This window comes from Paenibacillus sp. FSL R7-0048 (assembly GCF_038004505.1).
In the GTDB taxonomy this organism is placed as follows: Bacteria; Bacillota; Bacilli; order Paenibacillales; family Paenibacillaceae; genus Paenibacillus_AQ; species Paenibacillus_AQ odorifer.
In genome coordinates this window covers 5,241,478-5,263,523 of record NZ_JBBORF010000001.1, presented here as the reverse complement: position 1 = coordinate 5,263,523, position 22,046 = coordinate 5,241,478, and the positions used below count along the sequence as shown (strand labels likewise).

Sequence of the window (22,046 nt, the reverse complement as noted above, 5' to 3'; positions counted from 1 at the left end):
TGCGCAACCCATATTCCATATTTAACATTCAAGGAGGTACACCCCATGACTCAACACGCTCCGGCAATTCTGCAATCTGCCCCGTTCATCCGGCGGTATCCGGGCAATCCTGTGCTGGATGCAACGAAGGTTCCTTACCCCACCGCACTGGTATTCAATGCCGGTGTAACGAAATTTAACGGCAAGTATGTGATGATCTTCCGTAATGATTACGGCTCACTGGTAGATCAGACGCTTGAGCCGCACCACACCACGGATCTCGGCATTGCTTACAGTGACGACGGGCTGAGCTGGACCGCCGGCCCGAAGCCAGTGTTCAAAATTCATGACGAGGAAATTATCCGCGCCTACGACCCGCGCCTGACCGTGATCGGCGGCCGTTGTTATATGTGTTTTGCCGTGGATACGCACCATGGCATCCGCGGCGGAATTGCCGTTACCGATGATCTGGAACACTTCGAGGTGCTCAGCCTGTCTACACCGGACCTGCGCAATATGGTACTGTTTCCCGAGTTGATCGGCGGCAAGTATGTCCGGCTGGAGCGTCCCTTCACGGTATACAGCCGCGGCGGCCGGGACCGCTTCGATGCCTGGATCTCCGAGTCACCGGACCTGAAGCATTGGGGCAACTCCAGCCTACTGCTCGCCGTCGAGCAGGTGCCGTTTGCCAATGACAAGGTTGGCCCGGCCGCACCTCCGGTCCGGACGGATAAGGGCTGGCTGACCACCTTCCATGCGGTGGATGTGGACCCGGCCAGAGGCAAGCAAGGTTGGGAGGACACCTGGAAGAAGCGCTATACCGCCGGAATTATGCTGCTGGATCTGGAGGACCCCCGCAAGGTGATCGGCATGAGCAGGCAGCCGCTGCTGGCACCGGAGACAGACTATGAGATTGGCGGGGGCTTCCGCAATCATGTGATTTTTCCGGGAGGGATGATTCTGGAGGATGACGGCGAGGTCAAGATCTATTACGGCTCTGCGGATACGGTGGAATGTCTGGCAACGGCCCATGTGGACGATCTGCTCCGGCTCTGTCTGGAGCCGGAGCATAGATAAGATTGGAAGCAGGCTGAGGGCGGAAATGCGGAGTAACAGTAGGGCCATGTGCAATGATTGGAGCGGCTTACGCGGAGATTGTGCATGAAGTGCAACAATGCTAAATCAATAGCAGTGACCGTGGGGAGATTGTGCATAAAATGCAACAATACAGCTCAGTAGTAGCGACCAACGCAGAAATCCTGCACAAGGTGAACAAAACCGGGGCCGTATTTTAAAAGGAAACTTTGCTGATGCAGAAAAGGTTAGTATTACTCTGCCACTTCCGAAGCTGAACAGGAATATGACGACTTTATGAAAAGAGTAATAGAGCATCACTGGTGAAATCATTATTCACTGATGACAGAGTATTTTCTGAAGATATGAAAGAGGTGTTTATTTATGCTAAAAAGGTTAAAACTATTAAGTTTAATTGTTTGTATGCTCGCCAGTCTTTTAGCTGTCGTTCCTTTGACAGCAAGAGCGGCGGGCACAATTGTAAGCTATCCATTACCGTCGATCTATACCACGACCAGTCAATACACGGTAACAGCAGACTCTACAAATATACCGGTAATCGACACTTCGGCGGTATTTGTAAACTATAATTATTGTAATTTCTCTTTTTCAGGAACTACTACAATCACAATAACAGCAAGCGAGACAATCAATACCTATAATATTTCTCCCAAAGCTTTGGGAATCACTGCAACAAAGAGCGGAAATACACTTACATTTACACTTTCATCACCAACATATCTTATAGTTAAAATCAACAACCTGAAAGATCTGGTTATTGCGGCAGATGCTCTTGAAACCAATGTTCCGGCTTCATCCGGTACAGGTATATACAATGTTAAAACCGGGTACGGTGCCGACAGTACCGGTGCCGCTATGGCTACAACTGCAATACAAAACGCCATAAATGCGGCTAACGCAGCAGGTGGCGGTATAGTATACGTTCCAGCCGGTGTTTATAAGTGCGGAAACCTTGTTTTAAAAAGCAATGTTTCGGTTTATCTGGAGGGTGGTTCTGTTATAAGGGGTTCAGGAAATCCAAGCGATTACACTACCCATTTTCATAAGAATTCTCTGGGTAAGGATGGAACATGGTTTATTTATACTGAAACAAATGCAAACAATATTAAGATATACGGCAGGGGGACTATTGACGGCAATGGCCATTATATGAGAAATACAAACAATTATTTGAACAATATTCTTGTACCCTTGCAGTGCAGCAACTTCACGGTTGACGGCATAACAATAAGAGACAGCGGTGGCTGGGCTACAATAGTTACAAGATCTAATAACGTAACATTCCAGAATACAAAGCACTTCAACAACAATGAACTTGATTATGAAAATGATGCAATCGACATTCAAGAGAGCCAGAATGTACTCATAAAGCACACTGTAGCAGTATCGGAGGATGACACATACTCATTTAAGACATGGGATGTAGAAACTACGGATATAGCTGCAAACTGGCCTGGAAGTCCTGAAAGCCAGTCAAATGTAGTTGTGGATGATGCTTTGGCTTGGAGCAGATGTGGAGCATTTAAGGTTGGAGATGGAGTGAAACAGCTTCAGGATGGCATAGTTGTTAAAAACTCTTATGTATACCGGTGCTGGCGTGCTTTAGCAGTAGGTCATCTTTATGGAACTCCAGCAGCACAAAACATCATATTTGACAATATAGATGTAGAAGGCTTCTGGCCAAGATCCGGTGTTCACTCCAGATGGTTTGATCTTTCTGCGAAAACCGGTCCGATAAAAAATGTGGTCTATAATAATATAAATTTACGCGCTTTAGGTGAAGTTTCAATAATGAAGGGTTGGAGTGACACATCTACTGTCTCCGGAGTTACATTAAACAATGTTCGCGTCGGTGGAGTTGCGGCAACTACATTGGCAGAATTGAAAATAACAGATACTAACAGCTATGCTGCAGCTCCAAAATTCAACACATTGAAATTTGAAGCGGAAGGCTATAACCTTAGTTCAGGTGTTATTTCCTATGAGGCAAGCACTGATGGTGGGCTGGATGTTGGTGGAGGGAGTAATGGTGACTATATAGCATTTAAAAATGTAGATTTTGGTAGTACAGCTAAAACAAGTATTGATTTGAAGGTTGCATCCGCTAATTCCGGCGGAAGAATAGAATTCCACTTGGACAGTCCTACGGGCACTATGCTGGGTTATTGGACAGCAGAAAGCACAGGCGGATGGCAGACATGGTCAGTCAAGAATATCCCGCTTAATGCCGGGACCGCTGTAGGGACCCATACCGTATATGTAACTTTTGTTAAGTCAGATTCAACCACAGTTGCAAATTTAACCTGGTTCCAGTTCAAATAGAATGGAAACGGTTTGAGTTAATTGCAATAAGATGGATCTAGCTATTGTTGTGGCAGAATCGCCGAATTGAGGCCTTTTTAATGCCAAGATGAAATATAACTCACACTACGCTGCCGTGATCATCGGTTTGGCCCGGGGGATCCTCGTCGTTGCAGAGAACGGGATGATTATCGATACCATTTTGAATGGCCTGGCTACTATGCTTAAGGGTTTGCCGAATTACTTGTTCACCACCATCATGCTGGTCGTGCATAATATTATTACGTTCTTGGTTCCTTCTTCATCCGGAGAGGCGGCCTTGACGATGCCTGTGCTTGCACCATTAGGCGATCTTGTGGGTGTTAACCGCGAAGCGGTAGTAACCGCATACCAATTTGGAAATGGATTAACGAATCTCATTTCGCCAACAGGCGGTGTGCTGCTGGCAGGTTTGGCCATCGCCCGGATCAATTTTGGACAATGGTTAAAGGTAATACTCAAGCTGTTTCCGATTCTTTGGCTGGTGGCGGCAATCTTTGCTGCAGTTTCCTCAGCTGTGGGCATGTAGTGGATAACATATTGCAAAGCCATGCGGGATTTCCCGCAGAAGATAATCAAAATCCCAAGGTCATACTGACCTTGGGATTTTTGACTCTACATATTGATCCTATTCCCCTCACATCACACTCTCCTCTTTGTTGTATATTTCCTCCTGATTTGTGGCCACAAATAATGTATGCTAAGAATTTAATCCGTTATTTACCTATCCGTCAGTTTCTGCCGTTCCAAACAGCAGAATACAAACTGTTCAGAAGATAACGCTTCCACGTATGATGTATTCATAACCAGCTGAGTGCTTCATCCGATACTAGTATCACAAATGAGGGAATTTAAGGTGAGAGAATATACGATTGTTAATATTTTATATACCCGCAAGAGTCCTGTGCGCATGAGTGAGCTGATTGCCGAAGTGGGGTTGTCCGAACGGACTCTCCGTGACGTGATCCGTGCACTCGACAAAACAGGAGAGGCGAATGGTTTTGGTATCCGTATGATCCGCGGCCAGGGTTATCTACTGGAGATTGGCGATGAAGCCAAATTCAGTAGCTACCAGGAAAAAGGAATGCTGCAGCTGGATCAGGTGGATCTCGATAATAAGCAATCACGCCAGCAGTATTTACTATTCTATCTCTTGCAGAACGATAGCTATCAGTCTATGGATAACATGGCGGAAGAAATCGGCGTTAGCCGTTCTACTATTATTTCCGATCTGAAGGAAGTAGAGCAGCGACTTGCCGCTTTCCGGCTTAGCTTGAAACGCCGGGCTCATTATGGCATGAAAATCGAGGGGGAAGAGCAAGACTTCCGTAAAGCCTTTTCTTACTTTATCTTGCAATCGGGTCATACGCTGCAGCATACGGAGGATTTTCATGCTTTTAGTCAGGACTTCGATGCTGAGCAGCTTAAGGGATTTCTACTGCAAATCCTCAAGGAAAAAGAACTGAAGATCTCGGATGTGTTTCTGGATAATATCTTGACCCATCTGTTCATTCTTCTTTACAGAGTTTCCAAGCACAATTTCATTGTGGCTGGACAAGCCTTGCAGGGAACACCTGAGCCGCTGTATCAGGATATTGCCGGGAGTATTGCAGATTTCATCTCCTCTCAATACCAGATTAAGCTTCCGGCGGATGAGATTGATTATTTGGCGCTGCACATTTCTGGCAAGACCATTATGGAGCGGATGTCGGAAGAGACCAAATCGCATCTGCGGGAGGGAATTACGGCTATTCTGGAGCGCTTGGACCGCGAGTTCCTTACTGGATTCACTCAAGATCAAGAGCTGCGCGAAGCACTGCTATTGCATATGTTCCCGCTGCTGAACCGGTTGTATTACAATCTTCAGCTCGGCAACCCATTGGTGGAGGATGTTTACAGCCAGTATGCCAATGTGTTCGTCATTTCCTTCCGCTTCGCTGAGATTGTAGAGGAGCAGTACGGGTTTCGGATGTCGCGCGATGAGGCAGGGTATGTCGCGTTGCATTTTGCCACCCATCTGGAACGGATGCAGCAGCGCAATCTGGAGAAGTTCAAGCGGATTGCCGTGATCTGCTCGACGGGAGGGGGCAGTGCCCAGTTAATCCGGCTGAAGCTGGAAGCGGTATTCCCCAAAGCGTCGGTGATCACAGCCTCCATCACGGAGGTGGAGGAGATCAGCAGCAAGCCTGTGGATCTGATTCTCTCTACTGTACCGCTGGCAACAGAGATTAAGGAAAAACCGGTGATCCATATCAAACAGCTGCTGGATGATCAAGAGATTCAGCGGATCAAAGAGATATTGTCTTTGCAGATTAATCGCACAGAACCGTCCTACAAGCTGATGGATTTCAAGGATTTGTTCCGCAGGGAGCTGTTTCATCTGTCTGGTTCGGACGAAGATTACATGGAGCTGTTAAAGCAGCGCTGCCGGGAGATCGTGGGCAATCATTATGCAGCTGACGATTTTCCCGAACAAGTGCTGCTCAGAGAGCAGAAATTCACCACCATTTACAAAAATGGGGTGGCCGGCCCGCATCCGATGCGGATGAGCGCGATCCGCGACTGTATCAGTGTAACCGTGTTGAAGAAACCGCTGATCTATGAGGGGAAGCCGGTCCAATTGATTTTTCTGATCAATCTGGGTCCGGGGCAGTTGTTCCTGCACAAAGAGATCAGCAAGCTGCTACTGGTTCTAATGGAGAAGGAAGACAGTCGCAATCGGCTGCTAAACACGAATAGTTATGAGCAATTTATGAATGAGATAGAGAACCTACTATAAAAAAATGACGATACGGAGTGGAGAACCCATGGATTATGAACAAACGATTATGCAGATTATTGCCAGCAGCGGAGAGGCAAGAAGCCTTAGCCTAAAAGCGGTAAGAACCGCGCGCGCCGGAAACCTGGAAGAAGCGGGCGAGATGATTAAGAACGCCAAGACCAGCCTGACCAAAGCACATAAAGTGCAAACGGGGCTGATCCAGGCTGAAGGCCGGGGTGAAAAGACAGAAATTACGCTGCTGATGATTCACGCGCAGGATCATTTGATGAATGCCCTGACGGTTAGAGAACTGGCTGTGGAACTGATCGAAGAAATCAAAGAACGCAAAGCGCTCGAACTAGAATTGAAAGGATCGGTGAACTAAGATGAAAAAAATATTGCTCGCCTGTGCAGGCGGATTCTCGACAAGTATGCTGGTGGAACGGATGAAAGAATCGGCACGGACACAAGGGGTTGAAGTGGTTATTGATGCGGTGGCGGAGAGTGACATCGCCGATCAAAAGCCTTTTGACATCATTATGCTTGGACCACAAATGGGACACGCCGAAGGCGATCTGGCCGCAGAATATCCGAACATTCCAGTAACTACGATCGATATGATGGACTATGGCATGATGGATGGGGACAAGGTGCTGGCTACAGCACTTGAACTGATGGAGAAGGGGGCTTAAGTCATGGCAGGCGGCGCAGAATGGAGAGCCAAGATCCAGAAAGTCAGCACGAAAATCCAAAAAAACACCTATATCAGCGCTATTTCCAACGGTCTGATGGCCTTGATGCCAATTTTGATTCTGGGCGCTATTTTTTCCCTGATTAATGCACTCAAGCTTGATCCTTATCAGAATTTCCTGGAAAGCACTGGACTCAAAACTTATACTTCGATTCCGGCAACTGTAACCACCGATTTGATCGCACTCTACGCGGTGTTCTCCATCGCTTACAATTTCGCTACCCAACATAAGCAGCAAGGTTTTTCGGCAGGGATTTTGGCGCTGATGAGTTTCTTGCTAGTTACACCAAAAGGACTGCTGGATGACGGTGTGACCAAAGCATTTGGTTACTCCTGGTTGGGCGCCAAGGGATTGTTCGTGGCAATCATCCTGGCACTGCTGGTAGGTAAGATCTATACCTTTGTATTGGAAAAGAAATTCTATATCAAAATGCCGAAGGGTGTTCCGCCCACGGTTGAGAAATCTTTTGCCGCGCTTACGCCTGGTTTTATCGTAGCGGTTCTGATGCTGGTGCTGACGGCGATTTTCGCCGCAACGAAATATGGCAATATGCACGAGTTTGTCTTCTCGATCATCCAACTGCCACTGACTAGTCTGGGGGGTACCTGGTGGGCGATGCTGATCTGCATCTTCGTAATTCACCTGCTGTGGTTCTTTGGAGTTCACGGCACCTTGGTAGTCTATTCCGTTGTCGGCCCGATTTGGGTGGCTTTGGGACTTGAGAATCTGGACGCTTACCAAAGAGGTGTGGAAGGTACGCATATCATTGGTTCGCCGTTCTTCCCGGTTTATGTACTGATCGGTGGTGCAGGGGCAACGTTAGGTCTTATTATTGCGATGCTGTTTGCCAAATCTACACGTTATAAGACACTTGGTAAACTGGCAATTATCCCAAGTCTGATCGGTGTCAATGAGCCGGTGATTTTCGGGATGCCATTGGTGCTGAATGTTCGGTTTATGATTCCATTTATCCTGACTCCGCTGGTGAGTAGTGGTCTGGCGATTCTTCTGACGACGCTGGGTATCCTTCCTGTGCTGCATGGGATTCAGGTACCGCTGGGCATTCCGGTGCTGGTCAATGGCTGGATGAACGGGGGCTGGCGCGTAAGTGCGTTCCAGCTGGTTATGATTGGCGCAAGCTTCATGATCTACTATCCATTCTTCAAAAAAGCCGATGCCGAAGCGCTGGAGCAAGAGCAGCAGGCTGAAGCTAAAGCGGCAGCAACCGCTGCCGCCCATTAATAAAAGGAGGCTCAACCGATGACTTATCCATTTCCGGAAAACTTCCTGTGGGGCGGTGCGGTAGCCGCCAATCAGGTCGAAGGCGCGTATAATGAGGGCGGCAAGGGTTTGTCCACTGCTGACGTAGTCAAATATTGTCCTCCTAAGGAACGGAAGAGCCTGGAACAGCTATTGTCCATGTCTGGTCCACAGCTAGAAGAGGCCATACAGGATGATAATCAGGGGAATTACCCCAAACGCAGAGGGATTGATTTCTACCACCGCTACAAAGAAGATATCGCCTTGTTCGCTGAGATGGGTTTTAAGGTATTCCGTATGTCCATCTCCTGGCCTCGTATTTATCCGAATGGCGATGAGCAGGTACCTAACGAGGCAGGACTGCGTTTCTACGACGATGTTTTTGATGAGTTGCGCAAATATAATATCGAGCCGCTGGTCACCATTTCCCATTATGAAATGCCGGTGCACCTAGTCACCAAATACAACGGCTGGGAATCCAGAGAACTGGTTGAACTGTTCGTCCGTTATGCGGAGACTGTGTTCACCCGTTACCGGGATAAGGTGAAGTATTGGCTGACTTTCAACGAAATCAACTGTACGCTCAAAGCGCCGTTTCTGGGCGCAGGGATTATTCTGGATGGCAAGTCAAATGAGAAGCAGATTGCTTTTCAGGCTTTGCATCACCAGTTCGTAGCCAGTGCGCTTGCGATTAAGCGGGGCCGGGAGATCAATCCGCAGTTCCAGATCGGCTGCATGCTGGCCCGCAAGCTGCTCTACCCATATTCCTGTCATCCCGGTGATGTGCTGAAAGCACAAGCTGAGAACCAAATGGCAATGTTCTGCTCCGATGTTCAGGTTAGAGGCTATTATCCTTCTTATATCCGCCGGCATTTGGAGCAGCATGGAGTGACAATAACCATGTTGCCGGGAGACGAAGCTTTGCTGCGGGACAATCTTGTGGATTTTCTTTCCTTTAGTTATTACATGTCCTCAGTAGTCAGTGTAGATGAGAATATCACGGCCACCACGGAAGGTAACCTGTCCTCAGGGCTGAAGAATCCCTTCCTGAAAACTTCCGATTGGGGCTGGCAGATCGATCCAAAGGGGCTGCGGTTTGTGCTCAAGGAGATGCATGACCGCTACCAGCTTCCTTTGTTCGTAGTAGAGAATGGTCTGGGTGCTGCAGATGTGCTCGAACTGGATGGCACGATCCGTGATCCATACCGGATAGAGTATCTGGCACAGCATATTGAGCAGATGGCGGAAGCCATTGCCGATGGCGTGGAGCTGATGGGCTACACCAGCTGGGGCTGTATTGATCTGATCTCGGCTTCCACCTCAGAGATGCGCAAGCGGTACGGCTTCATTTATGTTGATCAGGATGATGCAGGCAATGGAACGCTGCTGCGTCTGCGTAAGGACAGCTTTTACTGGTACAAAAAGGTCATAACCTCTAACGGTGCAGATTTAAGCTATTAGTGCGGGGTTATAGTTCTTGTTCATTTTTTACGAAAACCTTGAGAAATCAAGGTTTTTTTGTTTTTTTAATAGGGAATAGAGATCGTGTGTGCTTCTTCTTATAACGAAGTTTTATCCGGGAAGGCACTTAACTTATGGGCAAGCTGCCTTTTAGCTGACTATTTCTTTAAATATTCCGAGAAATTCTCCTGAAAATCCAGTGAATGAATATCTTCCCGGAGATGGTGGTGGATTAGCGGGCCGATTTTGGCGGTTTCTTTTTGCACCATAAGCTCAAGAATGGATTGGTGTTCGTTCCAGATTTCTTCCAGCTTGTCGGTCTTAAGCATGTGCAGTCTGCGGTACCTGAGATAATGTACATTCGACTGCTGGATCAGAGTCCACAGATACTCACGTCCAGCAAGCCTGTACAAGGCCCGGTGAAACTCGTCGTCTAAATTAAGGAAAGAATCTACAGCATTCTCCTGCCCGATGACCTCTTTCTGTTTCTTAAGAATTTCTTTAAGCTCGTGCACTCCTGGTAGTAAAAGCTGTGCAGAAAGATCCTTGAGGATCTCCTTTTCCAGTGTGCAACGCAAGTATGTGATTTGTTCAACAGATTCAAGATCAATAAAGGAGACAATATTACCTTTTTTCGGATAGATATCGGTATAAGATTCCAGTGCAAGCTGTTTGAGAACATCACGCAACGGCGTACGTGAAATCTGAAACCGCTCAGACAAGGCTGTTTCACTCAGAATGGTGCCTGGCTTTAACGCCAGCGTGAGGATTTCTTGCTTCAGTGTGTTTAGAATTTCAGCTTTAATTGACATTTCTGTTCCTGCTTTCAATTGTTGATGACAGATACAGTACTAGTATACATGATAAGTTCGTTCATTAAAATCATTGGGATGAAAATAGGGTGGATATTCCTTGATTTCAGGATAAAATTCCTGATCAAATTGTGATTGACAAAGAATTGTTCTTATTCTATGATCAAGTAAATCTTGTATACAAGATAGTTGAAAACGAATTCACAGGAGGGTTTATCAATGAACATGACGTGGAGATGGTATGGCGAGGGCAATGACAATATCACGCTGGATCATATTCGGCAGATTCCGGGTGTTATGGGGATTGTCTGGTCTTTGCATGAGAAAGTAGCCGGAGAAGTGTGGGAAATGGAACGGATCCAAGAAGTGGCGGATCAAATCACCAGCAAGGGTTTCAGCACGGCTGTAGTAGAAAGCGTCAACGTTCATGATGATATCAAAATCGGCTTGCCGACCCGTGATAAATATATCGATATTTATATCGACACCATTCGTAAACTCGCCAAGGTTGGCGTTAAGGTGATCTGCTATAATTTTATGCCTGTTTTCGATTGGACCCGCACAGAGCTGTATAAAGAGTTGCCTGATGGCTCGAATGCTCTCTTTTATGAAAAGGCTGCCATTACCGATAATCCGCGTGAGATGGTGGACCGGATTCTGAAGGGAGCTGGAAAGTTCACGATGCCAGGCTGGGAGCCGGAGCGGCTGGCAAAGCTGGATGAGCTGTTTGCGGCTTATGCGGATGTGACGGAAGATAAACTGTTCGACAACCTCCAGTATTTCCTGGAACGCATTATTCCAGTATGCGAGGAAGTGGACATCAAGATGGCTATCCATCCCGATGATCCGGCTTGGCCGATCTTTGGACTGCCGCGTATTATCCGCAATCGGGATATGATCCGCCGCTTTCTGGATTTGGTGGACAGCCCGTACAACGGTTTGACGTTCTGCACAGGGTCACTCGGCACGAATCCGGATAACGATCTGCCAGCGATGATCCGCGAGTTCCATGATCGTATTCATTTTGCCCATATCCGCAATGTGAAGGTATTTGAGAATGGTGATTTCATTGAGGTGTCGCACCGTGGGCGTGACGGAAGTGTTGATGTGGCCGAGGTGGTCAAAGCCTATCATGAGAACGGATACATTGGTTATGTACGTCCGGATCACGGGCGGCATCTGTGGGGGGAAGAGAAGAACTGCCGACCGGGTTATGGCTTGTATGATAGAGCTATGGGCATCATGTATTTGCTTGGTGTCTGGGATAGCTTGGATAATGTCAAGGAGGCAAAATAAATGCTGCATCTGACCAGAAGCAGTATCCAAGGGGAAAAAGCAGCTTGGAAAGCTGCTGGTGTGGAGCTTCCACAGTTCGACTATGAGCAGGTAGCAAACAATACACAGCTTAAACCGGAATGGATTCATTTCGGTGCAGGTAATATTTTCAGGGGATTCGTGGCAAATGCTCATCAGAAGCTGCTGGATAGCAGAAAGTCGGATACAGGTATTATTGCGGTGGAAACCTTTGATTTCGAAATGATTGATAAAGTCTACAAGCCCTACGACAATCTGACCCTTTTAGTACTGATGAATGCTCGTGGTGATTTCCAGAAAAGAGTAGTCAGTAGTATTGTGGAGGGAATCGCAGCGGACAAAAACCGAGAAGCGGAGTACCGTCGATTGATCGAGGTGTTCGAGAATCCTAGCCTGCAAATGGCCAGCTTCACCATCACGGAGAAGGGTTACTCGTTGACGGATCCGTACGATAAATATTTTGGCATTGTGGAAAAGGATATTGAGAGCGGACCGGAGCATCCTGTTCATGTCATGAGCATTGTAGCTTCGCTTGCTTATCGAAGATATCTGAAAGGCCAATATCCGATGACCTTTGTCAGCATGGACAACTGCTCACACAATGGCGACAAGCTGAAGAACGGTGTTGTGTCCATCGCTAAGGAATGGGCCCAAAGAGGACTTGTTATAGAAGACTTTGTGCGTTATCTGGAAGATGAACGAGTAATAACCTTTCCATTGTCCATGATCGATAAAATCACACCACGTCCTTCGGAGAGTGTACAGGCAGCGCTTCTGGAACAGGGAATTGGTGATATGGATGTGATCATTACCTCCAAAAACACATATACCGCTCCTTTCGTAAATGCTGAGATCAGCGAATATCTTGTAGTGGAGGATAACTTTACGAACGGACGTCCACCACTAGAGGAAGCCGGAATTATTTTTACGGACCGGGAGACAGTCAACAAGGTGGAGACGATGAAAGTAACGACCTGCCTTAATCCGCTGCATACGGCGCTTGCTGTTTCCGGTTGTCTGCTTGGCTACACCTTGATCGCGGATGAGATGAAGGACGATACTTTGCGGAGGTTTGTGGAGATAATCGGTTACAAAGAAGGCCTGCCCGTCGTAGTGGACCCGGGGATTCTCAGTCCAAAGCAGTTCCTGGACGAAGTCCTTACGGAGCGTTTTGCCAATCCATTTATCCCCGATACTCCGCAGCGGATTGCTACAGATACTTCGCAGAAGGTGGGTATACGGTTCGGTGAAACTATTAAATCCTATATTCGACGGGAGGAGCTCGATCCAGCGCAGCTAACGGCGATTCCACTGGCTATCGCTGTGTGGTGTCGTTACTTACTTGGAGTGAATGATGCTGGAGAGGTCTTCACATTGAGTTCAGATCCGTTACTAGAAACACTGCAAGGTTACCTGCAGGGAGTTTCGCTTGGAGACCAAACCGCAAGTGTGCGCCCTATTCTTGAAGATGAGCGACTTTTTGGGGTTCCGTTGTACGAGATTGGTCTAGGTGATAAGATTGAGATTATGTTCCAAGAAATGATGGCAGGCCCAGGAGCGGTACGGAGAACATTAGAGCACTATTTAAAGTGAAAGCTAGGCAGTTAAGTAGATTTGAATTAATATAGGAGAAAAATAAAGCGAAAAAAGTCCCGAGGCAATCAATCGGGGCTTTTTTTTGTATGATTTTAAAAAATCCAAACAAAGTGTGAAAAGAATCTTATGTAAAATGAGAAGGACGAAAGTTAAACTAAACACATGACGAATAACCGGTGTTCGTCAACTGAGCGACGAATTTTGAGGGGGTTCAACACCATGTTCAAAAGAAAAAAAAGCTGGGCACTTGTCATGGCTTCGGTCATGTTGGCTGGAGGCGTGTTAAGTGGTTGCGGAAGCAGTAACAATAACAACAACTCGTCGAATACCAGTCCCCAGCCAAGCAGCTCGACTAGCGACAGTGGTACTGAAACGAAAGATTCCGGCAAGAAGACAACGCTTACGTTCTGGGCTGCGGCTACTACACCGGACCGTGATGTATTCTGGCAAAAAGTTACGAAGGAGTTCATGGCTGAGCATCCGAATATTAAAATCGAATACTTGGGCGTGCCTGGAGATTTGAACGGTTATATACAAAAGCTGAATGTCGCTATTGCTGCTGGACAAGGGCCGGACCTGATCAATAACTTTACGTCCGACTTTATTGCACGCGATGTGCTTGAGCCAATCGATTCTTATTTCGATAGCTGGGAAGGAAAGGACAAGATCACAACGGGTTCGGTTACCTCAATGAGAGCAGCGGATCCGGTTGACAAGAAGTTATATGGATTGCCTTATGGCGTTCTGCCTTGGATGGAATGGATTCGTTCGGATTGGCTGAAGGAATCAAATCTACCGAATCCGGACACATGGGATCAATTCTTTGACAACGCACAGAAGTTGACTGACAAGTCCAAGGATCGTTACGGATACTCTATACGGGGTGGAGCCGGAAGTGCAACCTCGCTGGAATATCTTATGTATTCATACTCGGGAATTACGAACTATTTCACGCCAGAAGGCAAAGCCACGATCAACGATCCACTGAATGTAGAGTTTCTGGAGAAATACTTGAGCGGTTATAATGTCAATACACCTGAAGATGACTTGAACAAAGGTTGGACGGAATTGGCTGCTTCGTTCCAGTCCGGCAAGGTAGGTATGATTTTCCATAACCTTGGTTCCGCAAGCGCTCACAGTAAAGCATTCAATGACGATTTAACCAAGTTTACAGCTGTTCCATTCCCTATGGGTGCCAAAGGCTATCGCGTTCACCCCGGCGTTACACCATCGGTGATGATGATGACAAAGAACTCCGAGAATAAGGAAGCAGTATGGGAATTCATGACGTATTTCGTAACGCACAATGATAGTGAGTACGGAGAGCTCTATGGCGAAATTCCGACTTATCTTGATGCTTTGGATGCTGATTGGATTGTAAACGTGCCTTACGTGAAGACGGGCGCAGACCTGATGAGCTCACCGGACACGAAGTTTACCGATAATCCCGTTTATCTGCCGGGCTATAACAAGGTTCAGACGAATATGGAGCCTATGATCCAGAAGGTAATGGCCAAAAAGATGAGTGCCAAAGAACTATTGGATGAATGGGCAAAGCAGCTTGAAAAAGAAAAAGCAAGTTTTGACTCTTCGAAATAAAACAGTTAATATCCCCGAACAATAAATAATCTCAGCAGGCGGGCTCTTGACGATACTTGGGCCGCCTGTCTTTTGAATGACAACTCCCTAATGATTAATGCCACTAATTGACAGCGTTTTCATCACCTGCAAATGAACAGGAGGTAAGTTATGAAAAGAATTAAGAGTGTCCTTATTGCATTATGCGCTCTATTGCTCATCCCGATCGTACCTGAAATCGCCTTTGCCGGAGAGACCAACACGGCTTATGCCGCTGCGAACATTAATGATTCCTTATCGGCTAATATTTACTCCCCGACGGATTTACGAATGGCACCTGCCTCTAATACGGATACAACCGTAGTGTTAGCATGGGAGAAACCGCTATTTTATTCCAACATTACTAAGTACAATATTTATGACAGTGATGGAAACCGGGTTGGTTCGACGGACAAAACTTACTATAAGTTTTTAGGATTAACTCCAGAGAGGACATATACCTACACGGTACGAGCCCAGGATACATCTGGCAACGAATCTTTAGATAGCAATACGGTCCAAATCACAACTAAAAAGACGGGCATCAGGTTTAATGTTAAGGATTATGGAGCATCCGGAGATGGCAACACATTGGATACCGTGGCAATTCAAACCGCGATTGACGCGGTTACTCCAGGAGACACTTTATACTTTCCACCCGGGAAGTATGTGACTGGCGGATTGTTCCTGCACAGCAATATGACTGTATTTGTAGATGCAGGGGCTCAAGTGATGCCTAGTTCACACAAGGCTGACTTCTTGCCGTTCGTAACGGCCAGACACAGTATTGAGGAACCCGAGGCTTATCAAAGTTTATTTAACGCCGGAGTTATGGATCATGACAAGTACGATGATTATAGTGTAACTGATATTACATTCCTTGGACCCGGAACAATTGGTGACGAGGAGAGCGGCTTGAAGCTGCGTGAGGAATACGATAACGACAAGGTTGAAGTTGGAACAACCTACGGTGGTGGACATCTGCTATCTTTTAATAACGCACACAATGTCTATATCGATGGATTGAAAATCCGCAATGGAATGATGTGGACCGTAGTACCTGTATACAGCAAAGACATCACCGCCTATAACCTCGATATTAACACCACGCAACATAATGGAGACGGCTTTAATCCGAATTCTTCCGAGAGCGTTTACATTTTGAATTCTACCTTTCAAACCGGGGACGACGGCAGTGCAATTAAATCCGGGATCAATCAAGAAGGCCGGGATATCGGCAGACCCTCCAGATTTATTTATTATCGCGGAGATACCTTTAGTGGTGGACACGGCGGGGTCGTTATCGGAAGCGAGATGTCTGGCGGAATAAGCGATATCTACGTGGAAGACTGCAATCTGATTCCCCTCGACGTCAAGTCGAACACTGTGGCACCGGGCTTTAAGATCAAAACAAGCACATCCCGGGGCGGCTACATTCGGAACATTCAAGTGAGGGATTCGCTTATCAACAAGATTGATCTGAATTCCAACTATGACAAGCTTCCTGTTCCTGATATTTACCCACCGGACATGAGTAATTTCCGGTTTACCAACCTGCGGAACAACGATATCTCTGGAACGGATAACATTATTTCGTTGACAGGGGCAGCCTCCACTTCAACAGCTGATAACGCTTTGAAGAATTTGCAGTTCATTAATTGTGCTTTTGCTAAAGCTCAATTAGCCTACACGGAGAATATCTTTTTCACCAATAGCAGCTTGCCCAAAGGAATTAGCGCTACGAACAGTGCGAATATCGTTCAGGATGGTGTGGTCGTAACTGATAAAGCCTTCCCGGTTCACGAGGATTTCACTGAATACAAAACCGGGGATACGCCGGGCGGATATTGGAGTGCTTCGAGCTATGCCCCGGGTCTGATCACTATTGCGGCGGACGGAGATTTGAATCCGAACAGTATTTTCCTTAATGACCAGGATAGCGGTTATGTAAGTGCATCCCGTGGTTTTGGTTCGCAGACGGGAACCTTATCGGCAGAAGTGCATATGAAGTTCCCGGCCCCTCCCAACTTAACGAACGGTGTGCCGAACGGTACTTATGCGAACAAACCTACCTCGAATAATCGGGTATTTCAGCTGCTCGGATCGAATGGTAAAGTAGCCGTCTGGTTAAACACTGAGAATTCGGGAGCATTAAGTTATGTCATCAACGGAAAAACATCTCCTATCATCATTCCTGCGATCCCGCTTGATAAGTGGTTTACAGTCAAGACTGTGGTAGATTTTCCAAACAAGCTTGTGGATGTTTATTACAACGGAACGAAGGTGTTAAGCAAACAGCCATTCTATGATTCAACCCTGGCGATGGCGGATATTAGCACCTTCAAATCCATAGGGCCTAATAATAATACGACAGTGGCATCTCAAGTTTACTTGGATAATCTGTACATTAGTGCTTCTGAGGAAGCTACCAGCGGTTATGGAATCCAGCTAACACACTCAGGTTCGACGAATTCAATCTCCGATAAAGGAGGGCGTTTAACCTTTAGTGCCACCAAAACTACGGGAGAAACTTCGCAGGTTACATGGGCTGTCTATAATAGTGATCTGACCCCTACAGATGTGGCTACAATGGACGATAATGGAGTACTGACCGCTAATAGCAATGGTAAAGTCATCGTCGCAGCGACGATGAATGACGGAACAGCGATTATCGGATTGATGCCAATCACCATAACAGGACAAGAAACAGTTGTTGGCTATAAGTCCTTACAGGTAACGACCGCATTAGGCACGAAGCCTAATCTGCCGAATCAGATGCCGATTTTGAGAGAGGATGGAGCGGTAAGTTATGCTCCGGTAATCTGGGATTTAGTTCCGGCGTCTGAATATCAGCAGATAGGAGCATTCACTTTACAGGGTACAGTAACGGGATATTCAGCAAGAGCTGAAATTCAAGTGGAAGTGGTTTCGGCTGGCATGACCGGTTATCGGCCTGTCATCGCGACAACTGCGAAGGGCATCGCACCGAGTTTGCCAGATCACGTAACGGCGATCTTCAATGATCAAATGACCAAATCTCTGCCAGTGTCCTGGGAACCCATCTCTCCAGACTTGTATGCGGATACAAATATTGACGGGTTCAAGGTTATGGGTACGGTACAAGGGTCGGACCTACCGGTTACTGCTCATGTATATGTTCTGTCTGATATCGCTCCAGACGCGAAGGTTATCGTCGTTGCCGCAGATGGAAGCGGAGATTATAAAAGTATCCAAGCTGCTGTCGATGCAGTCCCGGACCAGAACCGCAATCGCATCATTATTTTTGTGAAAAACGGCTTGTATTATGAGAAGGTTCTTATTCCAGATACCAAGCCTTACATCTCTTTAATGGGTGAGAGCAAGGATGGAACGATTCTCACCTACGATGATAATCCGAAAAAAACGGCCCCGGATGGTACCTCGTTAGGTTTGGGCACTTATACGGATTATACGCTCATGATTAAAGGCCATGATTTCTATGCCAAGGATCTAACGGTCATTAATTCCTCGGGTTCCGGAGCAGGTCAATCCGTTGCCGTCGACGTATATGCGGATAAAGCTTTTTTCGAAAATTGCAACATCATCGGTTATCAGGATACACTGTTAACCCGCAATCTGACCGATAACGCGGATCCTAACAACTATGCCAATAATGCAACCATTCAATCCTATCGTTCCTACTTCAAGGATTGTTTCATCTCGGGTTCGGTAGACTTTATCTTTGGTCCGGGTATTGCTGTTTTTGATAACAGCGAGATTCATTCCAGATTGGCTGGGCATGTGACGGCAGCTTCCACTCCTGAGGGACAGGAGTATGGCTATGTATTCCTGAACAGCAAAGTGACCGGCGAAGCGTTGCTTTCGTCTATATCCGCTGTTGATTTGGGAAGACCATGGCGTCCATATGCGAAGACTGTATATCTGAACAGCTATATGGGAGATCACATTGCTCCAAGTGGCTGGAACAACTTCGGCAATTCAAAAAACGAAGCAACCGCATATTACGGTGAATATCAAAGCTTTGGTCCGGGAGCAAATCCGCAGGCTAGAATGAACTGGACCCATCAATTAACGGACACGGAAGCCGAAGCGTATACATTGCACAGTATTTTCAGCGCAACGAGTGCGATCAACGGGAGAGAGGATTGGGATCCTACCCAGCTCGCTTCCGACAATCCAATCGAATCGCTTCTGCCAGTTCATGTTGAGACACCAGTAGGTGTGGCTCCTATTTTGCCAACAGTTGTAGGCGCTGTTTATGCAGATGAAACAGTGAAGCAAGTGCCTGTCGTTTGGGAAGCTATCAACCCTGAGTTATATGCGGTAGAAGGGCGATTTACAGTTACGGGCGCTGTCTATGGCACGGAGTTAAAGGCCGAAGCCAAAGTTACTGTTCGATCGGGAAGTTTTTTAACCGGACCGGGCTCTGTGGAGAAGGGGCAGTCCTTTGAAGTCGTATATGGCATGTCTCGTGTTACAAGTGATGTATATGGCTTGGATTTGACGCTGAACTACGATCCTGAGCAAATTCAGTTCGTGGCAGCGGAATCCTTGCTGGATGGAATTCGTGTCATCGATTCCTTTGATAATGAGGGACAAACACGGATTCTCATGGCAAGCACAACCCCAGGGGTTGGCATGAGCGGCGATTTGCCGAGAATTCTTCAACTTCACTTCACTGCAAAAGATGTAACGGAAGCGACGGTTGCTTCATTAGAAGCGACCCGCATTATTATGAGCGATGGCGAAGGTAATGAATCTTCTGTGGAAGGCACTGCTTATCAGGTTAACATTACTGTGACTGATACAGGTTCGGGAGATGTCATTAGAACAGCACTCCAGTCTATCCTTCACGAAGCCGCCAGCACTTTGGCGTCGGCATCGATGGGTACACTTTGGGGGCAATATTCGCAGTCAGCTATTGCTATCTTTAAGGATGCCATTGCGAACGCAACCGTTGTCTTAAACGACAGCGATGCTACACAAGAGGAAGTGAATCTAGCGGCTCAAGATTTGTCTACTGCACTTCAAAAGCTCGCTACAGCGATGAATCTCGAGGCCGGCATGGATGATCTTCTTCTTCTGAGCTCCAAATATGGCATCACTTCAAGTGATAACGGTTGGAGTGAGGTAAGTAGGTATGATCTGAATAAAGACCAGCAGATCGACATCGTCGATCTGGCTGGAATGGCCCGTAAAATCACTTCAAATTAAGTTTGCTAAATCTGGAGGGCGCTGACTCAACGGCAGCGGCGCTCTCTCCTATCTTGCTATTGAAAGGGTGGATGAATCGAAATGGCTAAACTCAGAATCGCGATGCTTATGCTCCTTGTCTTTTTTCTAGCGAGACCTGTGGTAACGCAGGCTAGTAGTGAACCCAACTTCCAAACTGTGTTATCAAAAGAAAGTCCTATCCTCAACAGTACCTTTACTGTTGAGATTGCAGCGAACCTAATGACGGATTTGTACGCGTACGAGTTGAATCTGACCTATGATCGCTCAAAGCTGGAGTTCGTGAGTTACACAGCAGGCGAGGGCGGCTTCAACATTGACGCCCTATTGACGAATAACGGCGTGCGGCTAGCGCATACAGAGCTTGAGAAGAAATCTGGCAAGAACGGAGATCTAAAACTGGCCACAGTTACTTTCAAAGCGCTTGAGAGTGGCGATGTCAAAATCGTTCTATCCCGTGTGAAGTTAGTAGATTCGCAACTGTCTGCGGTTAACTATACCCCTGATGCATCGGCGATCGCGCATATTGTTAGTATCGATGACAACAACGGAAACAACGGCAATAACGGTAATAATGGAAACAACAGTAACAACGGAGCGGAAGGAAACGGCAGTTCGATCCAGCCTACAACTCCGAGTAATGTCAACGGTTCTACGATCAAACCGGTGATTCGTTATGACGCAGCTGCACAATCGGTACAATCAACCGTGGATCTAGAATCACTGCAGAAAGCTCTTAACCAAACTACCGCCAACGACAAAGGAGTAAAAAAAGTAATCATTGAAGTCGAGTCGAAGCCCGGGGCAAAAGAGTACGTTCAGACGATTCCAACTTCGGCTATATCCAATGATGTCAAAAAGGCGGAAATTGAAATTGTAACACCACTGGCTAACCTCACTCTCCCTGATAATATGCTGCAAGCTGGGGTTACCTCCAATGAACAAATAAGTCTTCATATCACAAGTGTTGATCCTAAATCCTTGCAGCCGTCCGTGCAAAACCAAATCGGCAACCATCCCGTCATTCAATTAACTTTAACGTCGGGTGGCAAGATCATAACCTGGGATAATCGCCAAGCTCCGGTCACAGTCAGCATCCCCTACGTTCCTACTGCACAAGAGCTGCTTAATCCAGAGCATATCGTTGTGTGGTATGTAGACAGTCAAGGGAAACTTACTTCGGTTCCTAGTGGTAGATATGATGCGAAGTCCGGTCGCGTCAGCTTTAAGACTACACATTTCAGCATGTATGCAATTGGTTATACGAATAAATCCTTTAAGGATCTTGAGTCTGTGGCTTGGGCTAAAAATCCGATCGAGGTTATGGCTTCCAAGGGAATTATTAGTGGTGTGTCCGATACAGAATTCCGCCCATCTCAAGCTGTTACTAGAGCCGACTTTTTGGTATTGCTCGTTAGGACGCTAGAACTGAGCGGAAAAGCTGGAGATACCTTCGCGGACGTCCCATCCCAAGCTTATTATTACGAGGCCGTTGGCATTGCTCGGGCACTTGGCATTGCGGAAGGCTCAGGAGACAACTTGTTCAAACCGCTTGAGCCAATCACCCGTGAGGACATGATGGTCCTAACCGCCAGAGCCTTGAAGGCGTCAGGTCAACAGGTTACAGGTGGAGATACATCCGTGCTTCAACCGTTCAGCGATGTTGCGAAGATTTCTGCCTATGCGTCTGAATCTGTCGCAAGTCTAGTGAAAGCGGGTTTGATTCACGGGAATGGCCGCCAAATCGAGCCTAAGTCTACGACGACACGAGCGGAAGCAGCTGTGTTAATGTACAACATATATAACCTCTGATAGTATTCGTGCACT

Annotated in this window: 14 protein-coding genes; 13 read left to right on the top strand and 1 reads right to left on the bottom strand. The window is 46.9% G+C overall.

The genetic code is table 11. The features are described from left to right. The first annotated feature begins 45 nt into the window (after nucleotides 1–45). The 8 genes from NSQ91_RS23440 to NSQ91_RS23405 all read left to right on the top strand — a co-directional run bounded on the left by NSQ91_RS23440 (nucleotide 46) and on the right by NSQ91_RS23405 (nucleotide 9,648). Nucleotides 46–1,056, top strand: coding sequence for a glycoside hydrolase family 130 protein (locus NSQ91_RS23440; RefSeq protein WP_143763897.1), 1,011 nt, complete (start codon nucleotides 46–48; stop codon nucleotides 1,054–1,056). Nucleotides 1,057–1,437: 381 nt separating this feature from the next. Then, nucleotides 1,438–3,396, top strand: coding sequence for a carbohydrate-binding protein (locus tag NSQ91_RS23435; RefSeq protein WP_076279257.1), 1,959 nt, complete (start codon nucleotides 1,438–1,440; stop codon nucleotides 3,394–3,396). 88 nt (nucleotides 3,397–3,484) lie between these two features. Continuing rightward, the gene (locus NSQ91_RS23430) at nucleotides 3,485–3,943 is read left to right on the top strand and encodes a TIGR00366 family protein (RefSeq protein ID WP_248549335.1); all 459 of its coding nucleotides are present in this window, start codon (nucleotides 3,485–3,487) and stop codon (nucleotides 3,941–3,943) included. A gap of 327 nt (nucleotides 3,944–4,270) precedes the next feature. Next, nucleotides 4,271–6,193 carry a BglG family transcription antiterminator gene (locus tag NSQ91_RS23425; RefSeq protein WP_076191835.1) on the top strand — a complete coding sequence of 641 codons (1,923 nt, stop codon included), beginning with the start codon at nucleotides 4,271–4,273 and terminating at the stop codon, nucleotides 6,191–6,193. A gap of 28 nt (nucleotides 6,194–6,221) precedes the next feature. Next, nucleotides 6,222–6,560: a PTS lactose/cellobiose transporter subunit IIA gene (locus NSQ91_RS23420; RefSeq protein WP_038572728.1), complete on the top strand. Its 339-nt coding sequence runs from the start codon at nucleotides 6,222–6,224 to the stop codon at nucleotides 6,558–6,560. A gap of 1 nt (nucleotide 6,561) precedes the next feature. Continuing rightward, a complete protein-coding gene (locus tag NSQ91_RS23415; protein ID WP_036683292.1) occupies nucleotides 6,562–6,867 on the top strand; it encodes a PTS sugar transporter subunit IIB in 306 nt (101 codons plus the stop codon). Nucleotides 6,868–6,870: 3 nt separating this feature from the next. Beyond that, the gene (locus NSQ91_RS23410) at nucleotides 6,871–8,169 is read left to right on the top strand and encodes a PTS sugar transporter subunit IIC (protein WP_340920094.1); all 1,299 of its coding nucleotides are present in this window, start codon (nucleotides 6,871–6,873) and stop codon (nucleotides 8,167–8,169) included. An 18-nt stretch (nucleotides 8,170–8,187) separates the two neighbouring features. Then, nucleotides 8,188–9,648, top strand: a complete 1,461-nt coding sequence (locus NSQ91_RS23405) for a glycoside hydrolase family 1 protein (protein ID WP_340920091.1) — start codon at nucleotides 8,188–8,190, stop codon at nucleotides 9,646–9,648. Nucleotides 9,649–9,806: 158 nt separating this feature from the next. On the opposite strand, the gene NSQ91_RS23400 is transcribed toward NSQ91_RS23405, so the two are convergent. Further along, entirely contained in the window at nucleotides 9,807–10,460 is a 654-nt protein-coding gene (locus NSQ91_RS23400) for a GntR family transcriptional regulator (protein WP_076128891.1), read from the bottom strand. 219 nt (nucleotides 10,461–10,679) lie between these two features. On the opposite strand from NSQ91_RS23400, the gene uxuA reads away from it, so the two are divergent. The 5 genes from uxuA (at nucleotide 10,680) to NSQ91_RS23375 (ending at nucleotide 22,031) form a co-directional block, all read left to right on the top strand. Next, entirely contained in the window at nucleotides 10,680–11,756 is a 1,077-nt protein-coding gene (gene uxuA, locus NSQ91_RS23395; protein WP_076128893.1) for a mannonate dehydratase, read from the top strand. Beyond that, a complete protein-coding gene (locus NSQ91_RS23390; protein WP_340920087.1) occupies nucleotides 11,757–13,367 on the top strand; it encodes a mannitol dehydrogenase family protein in 1,611 nt (536 codons plus the stop codon). A gap of 222 nt (nucleotides 13,368–13,589) precedes the next feature. Then, nucleotides 13,590–14,969, top strand: a complete 1,380-nt coding sequence (locus tag NSQ91_RS23385; protein ID WP_076304606.1) for an ABC transporter substrate-binding protein — start codon at nucleotides 13,590–13,592, stop codon at nucleotides 14,967–14,969. A gap of 150 nt (nucleotides 14,970–15,119) precedes the next feature. Further along, entirely contained in the window at nucleotides 15,120–20,201 is a 5,082-nt protein-coding gene (locus NSQ91_RS23380; protein ID WP_340920083.1) for a pectinesterase family protein, read from the top strand. Between the two features lie 81 nt (nucleotides 20,202–20,282). After that, entirely contained in the window at nucleotides 20,283–22,031 is a 1,749-nt protein-coding gene (locus tag NSQ91_RS23375; RefSeq protein ID WP_076304604.1) for an S-layer homology domain-containing protein, read from the top strand. The last annotated feature ends 15 nt before the right edge of the window (nucleotides 22,032–22,046 follow it).